General features: G+C 62.3%; 7 protein-coding genes and 1 pseudogene. 4 read left to right on the forward strand and 4 right to left on the reverse strand.

Annotation, left to right across the window (positions count from 1 at the left end; translation table 11 throughout):
* The 4 genes from AYR66_RS23640 to AYR66_RS23655 all read left to right on the forward strand — a co-directional run.
* Positions 1–496 (forward strand): glycoside hydrolase family 16 protein (locus AYR66_RS23640; protein WP_141104315.1); only part of this gene is annotated, 496 nt, incomplete at its 5' end.
* A gap of 245 nt (positions 497–741) precedes the next feature.
* Positions 742–1,941, forward strand: a complete 1,200-nt coding sequence (locus AYR66_RS23645; protein ID WP_234815061.1) for a glycoside hydrolase family 16 protein — start codon at positions 742–744, stop codon at positions 1,939–1,941.
* Positions 1,942–2,132: 191 nt separating this feature from the next.
* Positions 2,133–3,257 carry a glycosyltransferase gene (locus AYR66_RS23650; RefSeq protein WP_234815062.1) on the forward strand — a complete coding sequence of 375 codons (1,125 nt, stop codon included), beginning with the start codon at positions 2,133–2,135 and terminating at the stop codon, positions 3,255–3,257.
* Positions 3,258–3,290: 33 nt separating this feature from the next.
* Complete coding sequence (locus tag AYR66_RS23655) at positions 3,291–4,085, forward strand: polysaccharide deacetylase family protein (protein ID WP_234815063.1); 795 nt, start codon at positions 3,291–3,293, stop codon at positions 4,083–4,085.
* On the opposite strand, the gene AYR66_RS23660 is transcribed toward AYR66_RS23655, so the two are convergent.
* From AYR66_RS23660 to AYR66_RS29745, 4 genes and pseudogenes are all read right to left on the reverse strand, one after another.
* Positions 4,063–6,081 carry an acyltransferase family protein gene (locus AYR66_RS23660; protein ID WP_170942349.1) on the reverse strand — a complete coding sequence of 673 codons (2,019 nt, stop codon included), beginning with the start codon at positions 6,079–6,081 and terminating at the stop codon, positions 4,063–4,065. The genes AYR66_RS23655 and AYR66_RS23660 overlap by 23 nt on opposite strands.
* The gene (locus tag AYR66_RS23665) at positions 6,078–6,881 is read right to left on the reverse strand and encodes a WecB/TagA/CpsF family glycosyltransferase (protein ID WP_234815064.1); all 804 of its coding nucleotides are present in this window, start codon (positions 6,879–6,881) and stop codon (positions 6,078–6,080) included. The genes AYR66_RS23660 and AYR66_RS23665 overlap by 4 nt, the downstream gene beginning before the upstream one ends.
* Entirely contained in the window at positions 6,835–8,010 is a 1,176-nt protein-coding gene (locus AYR66_RS23670) for a glycosyltransferase (protein ID WP_234815065.1), read from the reverse strand. Before AYR66_RS23670 ends, AYR66_RS23665 begins: the two co-directional genes overlap by 47 nt.
* Positions 8,007–8,253: pseudogene (locus AYR66_RS29745) on the reverse strand (glycosyltransferase family 4 protein); the annotation flags it as partial. The gene AYR66_RS23670 and the pseudogene AYR66_RS29745, both read right to left, overlap by 4 nt.

The raw sequence follows: 8,253 nt of genomic DNA on the forward strand, positions 1-8,253 counted from the left end.
CGGCAAGTACTACCAGACCTATGGCTACTTCGAGATCGAAGCGAAGCTGCCGGTCGGTAAGGGGACCTGGCCTGCATTCTGGCTGTTCAACCACATCAACGAGCGCCGTCCCGAGATGGACGTGATGGAAGCGTATGCCGGCGGTGCCGCGCCGTGGGGCGTGAACAAGAACGGTGTGGCGCATCCGACCGCATATGCACCGACCGTCTGGAAGGGCGACCGCGAAGGGCAGCTGGTGGGCACGCGCCAGTACGATGCCGGCGTGGACCTGTCCGAAGGCTTCCACAAGTATGCGGTGAAGTGGGAACCGAACAAGCAGACCTATTACTTCGACGGCAAGGAAGTGCTGGTGGTGAACGTATCGATGGGCGATCCGATGTACCTGATGCTGGACCTGTGGTACGGCAGCGCATCGGGCACGCCGGACGATTCGACGCCGCAGGGCAAGCAGAACTCGTTCGAGGTGAATTACGTGCGTGCGTGGAAGTTCAAGTAATGCAAGCAGCGTGAAGTGAAGTACTGATGCAACGAAGGGCCGGCAGTGATGCCGGCCCTTTTTGTTTGTGCCCACTACGGCTGCACGCGAAATACGTATTCGATGCGAGCCGGCTTGGCAAGTTATTCGAAGAAATTATTCCCTCGATGTCGTTTTTTTGCGGAACCATTTCCACAGGCCAATGCTCCTAGGAAAGCTTGCCGATGAGAATGATCGGCCCAACTTTCCAGAAGGGGACTCCCAACATGCAAACTTCGACACTCCACCGCTTCTCCATGACTGCCATGTCTTGTGCCGCTGCGGCTGTGCTTCTTGCCGCATGCGGCGGTGGCGGCTCCGGTACCGATGCCGGCACGACCAGCACGGCAAGCGGTGTGGAAGCCTCTGCGGCCCAGGGTACGCCCACCACGACATCCACCACCGGTACGGTCTCCACCGCAACGTCGACCGTTGCTCCGGCCTCCGCATGGAGCCAGTGCGCAACCGAGAACAGCACTTGCACTTTCGAAGGCACGAAAGACGTGCGTTACGGCGCTGGCGACAAGTGGGCAACGCGCACCGCGACCGGCTCCATCGCCTGCAATAACGGCACCTTCGGCGATCCGGCTGTTGGCACGCAGAAGGTTTGCGAAGTTTCCGCTACCGCCAGCACCAGCTCTACGAGCACCGGCACCACGACGACGACCCAGCAGCCGTCCGGCAATACCACGACGCAAGAACCCACTGCGACCACGACACCCGGCCCGTACGGCCAGACCGCGAGCGCCTATGAGCTGACGTTCTCGGACGAATTCAATGGCGGCTTCAACACCAGCGTGTGGAACGACAAGATCTGGTATGAAACCGGTAACGCGACGAAGAACTACACCGTTGAAGACGGCAAGCTGAAGATCTGGCCGCAACGCGATGCGTCGGGCAACTTCTTCAACCGCACCATCGATACCGACGGCAAGTACTACCAGACCTATGGCTACTTCGAAATCGACGCGAAGCTGCCCGTTGGTAAAGGCACCTGGCCCGCATTCTGGCTGTTCAACCACATCAACGAGCGCCGTCCCGAGATGGACGTGATGGAAGCATACGCAGGCGGCGCTGCACCGTGGGGCTTCAATGATGCCAACGGCATCGCGCATCCGCAGGCCTACGCACCGACTGTCTGGAAGGGCGATTACGATGGCCAGCTGGTCGGCAGCCGCCAGTACGACACCGGCATGGACCTTTCGACGGGCTTCCACAAGTACGCAGTGAAGTGGGAACCGAACAAGCAGACCTACTACTTCGACGGCAAGGAAGTGCTGACGCTGAACACGACCTTCAGCGACCCGATGTACCTGATGCTGGACCTGTGGTTCGGTTCCGCCTCCGGCACCCCGGACAACTCGACGCCGCAAGGCAAGACCAACTCCTACGAGATCAACTACATCCGCGCATGGAAGTTCAAGTAATCGCGCAGTGACGTCTCAGTGTCCCGGGAAGCTTTCCGGGATTTCCAAGGCCGGCTCCCATGCCGGCCTTTTTTTGTTTCTTGCGCACATGCTGTTCATGCGCGACACAAGCTTGGGCAGGATTGAACGCGTTCCGGGGCTTTTATGATTTACGTCATCTTTCGGCCGGCTGCACGCAATAAGATTAGCCCATGACAAGAATCGCCATCGTCACGAATGAACCGCCGCCGTACCGTATTCCCGTATTCCAGAGAGTGGGGCGCATGCCGGGGATTACCTTGCAGGTCATCTTCTGCGCGCGGCGCGAGCCGAACCGGAAGTGGGACTTGCCGCCTTTCGAGTTCGATCACTGCTTCCTGCGCGAGCGCATATCGACCGTCAAGGGACGCTATATCCATAACAATCCCGACGTCATGCTTGCACTCAGGCGCTTTGCGCCGGACGTGATCGTCAACGACGGACTGAACCCGACACAGCTGTATGCGTTCGCCTATGCATGGCTCAAAGGCATTCCGCATGTGCCATTGACCGACGGCACCTACCAGTCGGAATTGCGGCTGAGCAGGGTGCACAAGCTGGTGCGCCGGATTGTCTATGCGCGGTCGGCTGCCTTCCTGTCGGCGAGCATGGGCGGACAGCAGCTCTTCGAGAGTTACGGCGTGCCGGCGGACCGCTGCTTCAAGTCTTACCTGTGCGTCGACAACGATGCCTACCAGGGCACCATGGAACCGTCCGGACCGAAGCATGATTTCATTTTCGCGGGACGCATGGTGCCCGAGAAGGGGCCGATGTTTGCGCTGGAGGTGGCACGCGCTGCGGCACTCCGTCTCGGGCGCAGGACCAGCATCCTCTTTGCCGGCTCCGGCAGCGAGGAAGAACCGGTCAAGGAGGCGGCGGCGCGGATGACAGACTTGGTGGATGCGCATTTCCACGGCTTCGCGATGCAGCGCGAATTGCCGGAACTGTATCGCTCCGCGCGCATCTTCCTGTTCCCGACCCATGCGGATGTGTGGGGCGTGGTTGCCAACGAGGCATGCGCGGCCGGTCTGCCGGTGATCGTGACGCCACACGCCGGCGTCGCGGGCGAACTGGTGGTCGATGGCGAGAACGGCCATGTCTGCACGCTCGAGGTCGACTTGTGGGCGAAACATGCCGCGGCCCTGCTGTCGCAGCCCGGCAAGTGGGAAAGCTTCTCGCGGCGGAGCCTTGCGCTGGTCAGGAAGTACACCTTCGATAACGCGGCGCAAGGGGTGATCGATGCATGCCGCTGCGCGCTCGCCACGGGCGCGCCGGGCAAGTACCGGGAAGCGGCCTGAGGCCGCATGCCAGCCGGAACAAGAGTGGAGCAAATGATGGGCCCTGTATTTACATGCTCGATCGACGACGGTCATCCTTCGGACATGAAGACCGCGGACCTGCTGCACAAGCATGGACTGGGCGGCACGTTTTTCATTCCGATCCGCAATTGCGAAGGCGACGAGGTCATCAGCGAGGCGCAGATCCGCGACCTCGGGCGGCACTTCGAGATCGGCTCGCATACCTACGACCACCGCTACCTGAAGAAGGTCGACATCTGGCAGGCTTACCACCAGATTGCCGATGGCAAGAAAGGTCTGGAAGACTTGCTCGGCGCGCCGGTGAACGGTTTTTGCTACCCCGGCGGCCGCTACAGCCGCCGCGATGTCGAACTGGTGAAGGCGTGCGGCTTCACTTATGCGCGCACGACGATGAACCTCTGTTTCGACACCGGCCGCAAGCCTTTCGAAATGCCGACCACGATGCAGTTCTATCCGCACGATCGCGCGGTCTATATGCGAAATTTCCTCGGCTCCGGCAACTGGCCCAGCCGGCTCGACGGCCTTCGCCTGGCGGTCGCCCATGAGAACTGGATCGAGCGCCTGTATGCGATGTTCGACCATGCGTGCAGGCATGGCGGCACCTTCCACCTGTGGGGGCACTCGCGCCAGATCGACGAACTCAATGCCTGGCACGACCTCGATGCCTTTTTCCGGCATGTCGCCAGCAGGGTCGCGTCCAAGGACCGGCTGAATAACGAACAGCTCGCGGCGCGCACGCTATGGACGCCGCAGCCGATGTCCCACGGCGGCTACGGCCAGGCGGTCACCGGTTCGGACGCGCGCTGAAGGGATTGCCGACGCGGGCGGCATACCAGTCGCCCAGCATCTGTGCGGCACGCGTGTTCAGGTGGTTGGAATCCTTGTACAGGGCGGTGTTGTCCGTCCAGGTCAGGCACTCCTTCCCGTCGCACATCACCTTCTTGGGATCGATGATGATGGTCCGCGGATGCGCTGCCTGCATGCGCTCGACGATGGCGTCGTATTCCGCCTGGGCTTCGGCTGCCTCGCGATAGGGGATGTGGCAGTCCGCGCCGGCCTCCATCCATCCGCGTTTGCGGTAGAGGATGCAGCGCGACAGGTCGGGCTCGTGGAAGGGATTGTCCTTGAAGATGACCGGCGTGGCGCCCGCAGCGACGATCGCATCGACCACGTAGCGCAATTCCTTCTCCAGCTCGCGTTCCGGCTCCGATGCCCAGAAGCCGGCCAGCACGACATAGTCGAAGTTGCCCACCAGCTTGAGCAGGTCGGCGTTGCGCTGCTGGCAGGTATCGGGACCGCGTTCGGGATGGCGGTCGGTGACCTGCAGCTCGGTGGGGAAGCATCCGCCCTGCACATGGTAGACGGCCTTCAGCCCGGCATCCTTGGCCAGCTGGTCGACGAAGGGTTTGAAGTGGTGGGCATGGGAGTCGCCCATCAGCATCACGCGGGCCTTGCCAGGAACATCGGCGCCGAAGGCGCAGTTCGCCATCAGGTAGTCGAGCGTCACCACCTTGTAATCCTCGGCGCGCACCGAGCAGGAACGCGTCAGGTCGCGCTCGAAGGAATAGCTGGAAATCAGCGCGCGCATTTCTCCCGAAAAGCGCTGTGGGGCGCCCTCGGTGACGTAGGAGAACAGACCCACCGTCATGAACAGCGCCGCCGGCAGCATGTACAAGCGCAGGATGGCCGGACGAAAGCCGAGACGGGCGTTTTGCCGCGTCGGCTTCTCGATGAATTTCCAGGTGAGCCAGGAAAGCACAAAGGCACCGGCCACGGCGGCGACCCCTACCGGCAGGGTGATTTCCACCTGGCGGTATTTGAGGATGGCAAAGATCGGCCAGTGCCACAGGTAAAGCGAATACGACATCAGGCCGACGGATACCATCGGCCGCGAGCGCAGGATGGCGGACACCATGTTGTCGCTCCTGCAGCCGGCGATCAGCAGCGCCGCGCCTATGCAGGGGAACAGGGAATTCACACCGGGGAAGGGAAGATCCTTGTGGATGAGCATGAAGGAGCCGACCACCAGCGCCAGTCCCGCGGCTGCCATGGCTGCAGAGAGTGCGCCGGGTCGCGCTGGATAGCGCCGCAGCACGAAGAAGGTCAGCGAACCGACGAGGAGTTCATGCGCGCGCGAGGTCAGGAGGAAATACGACTTGATCTCTCCGGTCTTCCATTGCGAGAGCGCGGCGAGGGCAATGCCTGCCACTGCCAGCACCGACGGCATGGCCTTGCGCGCGTAGCGGAACAGTGCGATCAGGAGCAGCGGAAACAGGAAGTAGAACTGCTCCTCCACCGACAGCGACCAGGTATGCAGGAGCGGAAACTCTTCCGTGCGCTGGCCGAAGTAGCCCCAGCTCAGCATCGAAAAGAAGATGTTGGACACGAATGCCCAGGATGCCGCCAGCGAGGTCGTGTAGAAGATGTAGTCGTTCGGAATCAGGAGCCAGGACGACAGGGCGAGCGTCACCAGCGAGACAACGATATACGCCGGAAAGATGCGCTTGATGCGGCGGCAGTAAAAATCGGCGAAGCTGAAGCGACCCTCTTCCAGCGCCCCCAGGATCAGTCCGGTGAGCAGGTAGCCGGAAATGACGAAGAACACATCGACGCCGGCAAATCCACCTGGCACCAGCCGTGGATTCGCATGGAAGGCAATGACTGCCAGTACCGCAACGGCACGCAGCCCGTCGATGTCTTCGCGGTAACGCTGCGCCGCCGGATGGGAAACCAGCCGGAGTGCCGGTGCATGTCCATGCGCTTCAACACGCAGCTCCGGGGAAGGTGCGCCGGCAGTGCTCATGCTTCCCCGAGCGCGAGTTTGGTGGTGACGAACTGCCGCAAGAAGCCGACCACGAACAACGTGTTCGTCACCATGTAGCGCTTGAACAGGCGGCGCGGCTCGGCGCCGAGGCGGTACAGCCATTCCAGGCCGTTGCGCTGCCACCAGAGCGGCGCGCGCTTGAGCACGCCGGCGTGGTAGTCAAAGGCCGCGCCTACGCCTACCATGACCGCACGGATACGTCCACGGTGCTCGGCCATCCATTTTTCCTGCTTGGGGCAACCGAGTCCCACGAAGACCACGTTGGCACCCGAATCATTGATCAGTTCGACGATGCGGTCGTCTTCCTCGCGGGACAGGGCGCGGAAGGGCGGCGAATGCATGCCGGCGATGCGCAGTGCGGGGAATTGCTTGTTCAGCGCGACTCGCAGGCTTGTGAGGGTGGTGTCGGTGCTGCCGTAGAAGAAGACCGACTGGCCGAGCCGCTCCGCTTCCGCAAGGTACTTCATCATCAGGTCCGGCCCGTTGATCCTTTCCTGCGCCGGATGGCCGAGCCGCCGCAGTGCCCAGGCAACAGGCGCGCCATCGGGCGTGGCCATGTCGGCGTTGTTCACCGCGATCTTGAATTCAACGTCATTCGTGGTGGTGACAACCGAATGCACATTGCAGATGCACACATACCGCGATTCGCGGGCGGCAGCCCATTGCGTGATCTGCCGCAGCGTTTCTTCCCAGGTCAGGGCATCGATGAAGGCTTCGAGGACCGCCTCGCCCTTACGCGGCATGACGTCCTCGGTGTAGGGTTGCGATTGCATCATCATATATGTCCATCAGCATTTCATAGTTGCGTTCAGGGGTGTATTCCGCTTCGTACTCGGCACGGGCGGCCTGGCCCATGCGGATCATCTGGTCGGGATGGGCTTCGGCCCAGCGGATCTGCGCCGCCAGGTCGACAGGGTCGCCGGGATTGAACAGCAGTCCGGTCACGCCATCCCTTACCAGGTCGGCCAGGGCGCCGAGCCGGCTGGCGATCACAGGCAGGCCGCAGGCAAAGGCCTCGACGATGGCGCGCGGCGAGTTCTCGTAGCAGATGCTCGGCAGGACGAGGTAGCTTGCACGGCCCATGCGCGCCATGATGTCCGGCAGCGGACGATAGCCGAGGAAGCGTTCGCCGAAGGTCTCGCGCGCGAGGGCTTCGAGCGGACCGCCGCCAATCACGTCGACCTGTGCGGCACCGTCGAGGCGTGCTGTGGCGGCGAGCACTTCCAGTCCCTTTTCGGACGACAGGCGACCGACATACATGCCGCCTTGCCGGCCTGTCCACTCGGGAATGCCGGGAGATTCGACGAAATTGGGTTTGATCCGGAAGCGGTCGGCGGGAAGGCCGCCTTCGATGTATTTTGCGCGTGCGAAGCGGTTGAGCGCGATGTAGCGCGTGACACGGTCGCGGAAAGTGCCGATGGCGCGATGCGTGGCCAGCATGGTGGTGATGACGGCCGACTGCATCGCCGAGGCGCGATAGCATTTGCGGGTGACCGATCTCCAGGGGAGTTTTCCCACGCAATCCTCGCAGATCTTTCCATCGCGCAGGAAGATCGCCTGCGGGCAGAGCAGGCGGAAGTTATGCAGAGTCTGCACCACAGGGATTTGCAGCGAATCCGCCATCCAGTACAGGGACGGCGAGATCAGGGGGAAGGTGTTGTGGACGTGGATGACGTCCGGATGGAAGCGTTCGCACAAGGCTTCCACCTCGCTGGCCGCGTCCTGCGACCAGATCGCCGACACTGCTGCCTTTGCCGGCGACATGCGGTTCAGCGCATCGTTGTGCTGGCGGTAGACCTTCACTTCGTGTCCGTAGCGGCGCAAGAGGTCCACTTCGTCCTCGACCACGGCATCTTCGCCGCCGCGGTGCTGATAGGCATTGTGCGCAACCAGGATCTTCATCGTCATCCCCACTTCCTGCCGGCAGGATCCAGCGCACCGGGATGGCGTTCGCCGGCGGCGAAGCGGCAGGCGTCGATAATCCCGGCCGCGGCATCCTTGAAGGTGTACCTGCCGACGATCGCGAGACTGAGGCGGGAGAACCGCTCGTACAGCGCATCGTTGGTGAGCAGCAGGACGACACGCCGCGTCCAGGTCTCGACATCGAGCTCGCACACGAAACCGTTCTCGCCGTCCACAACCAGCTCGCCC

Source organism: Noviherbaspirillum denitrificans, assembly GCF_002211445.1.
Classification (GTDB): domain Bacteria; phylum Pseudomonadota; class Gammaproteobacteria; order Burkholderiales; family Burkholderiaceae_D; genus Noviherbaspirillum; species Noviherbaspirillum denitrificans.

Excerpts from the sequence above, each read along its gene's own strand:
- AYR66_RS23645 (WP_234815061.1), top strand. The coding sequence starts at position 742 with ATGCAAACTTCGACACTCCACCGCTTCTCCATGACTGCCATGTCTTGT.
- AYR66_RS23650 (WP_234815062.1), top strand. The coding sequence starts at position 2,133 with ATGACAAGAATCGCCATCGTCACGAATGAACCGCCGCCGTACCGTATT.
- AYR66_RS23655 (WP_234815063.1), top strand. The coding sequence starts at position 3,291 with ATGATGGGCCCTGTATTTACATGCTCGATCGACGACGGTCATCCTTCG.
- AYR66_RS23660 (WP_170942349.1), bottom strand. The coding sequence starts at position 6,081 with ATGAGCACTGCCGGCGCACCTTCCCCGGAGCTGCGTGTTGAAGCGCAT.
- AYR66_RS23665 (WP_234815064.1), bottom strand. The coding sequence starts at position 6,881 with ATGATGATGCAATCGCAACCCTACACCGAGGACGTCATGCCGCGTAAG.
- AYR66_RS23670 (WP_234815065.1), bottom strand. The coding sequence starts at position 8,010 with ATGACGATGAAGATCCTGGTTGCGCACAATGCCTATCAGCACCGCGGC.